This window comes from Halopseudomonas sp. Lyrl_26, from assembly GCF_051948695.1.
GTDB lineage: Bacteria > Pseudomonadota > Gammaproteobacteria > Pseudomonadales > Pseudomonadaceae > Halopseudomonas > Halopseudomonas formosensis.
Window position 1 is genome coordinate 1 of record NZ_JAYJLH010000040.1, and the last position, 452, is coordinate 452.

General features: G+C 58.8%; 1 protein-coding gene. It reads right to left on the reverse strand.

Going from position 1 to position 452, the window contains the following annotated elements:
- Nucleotides 1–12 precede the first annotated feature (12 nt).
- A partial coding sequence (locus VF673_RS15010; RefSeq protein ID WP_440292526.1) for an IS110 family transposase occupies nucleotides 13–452 on the reverse strand: 440 nt, incomplete at its 5' end.

Genomic DNA, 452 nt, shown 5'->3' on the forward strand with positions numbered 1-452 from the left:
TATCAGCCTGCGCTACGCAGGTATGGCTGCATATGCCTGTTCCTTCGTCACAACTGCCCAACCGATGCGCGCAAGCTTGTTGGCCAGTGCTACCACTGCCTTGTTGTAGCCTCGTCGCTCAATCAAGTTACACACCCACCTACTCAATCGGTCGTCATGCCGCTTAGCATAACGGGCAACGGCTCGGGCACCGTGTACCAGCAGTGCGCGCAGATGCTTGTCTCCGCGCTTGCTGATGCCACCCAGAACTGCTCTCCCGCCTGTGCTGTATTGCTTGGGCACGAGCCCCAGCGCAGCAGCAACATCGCGGCCAGAGCGGAACTGCTGACCGGAACCCATCCACCCGTAGAAAGCACTGCTGACGATAGGCCCGTAGCCTGGAATGCTCATCAATCGCTGACAGGTTTCGTTCTCGGCCGCCTGCTTCTTGATTTCCCGCTCATACCAGGCCA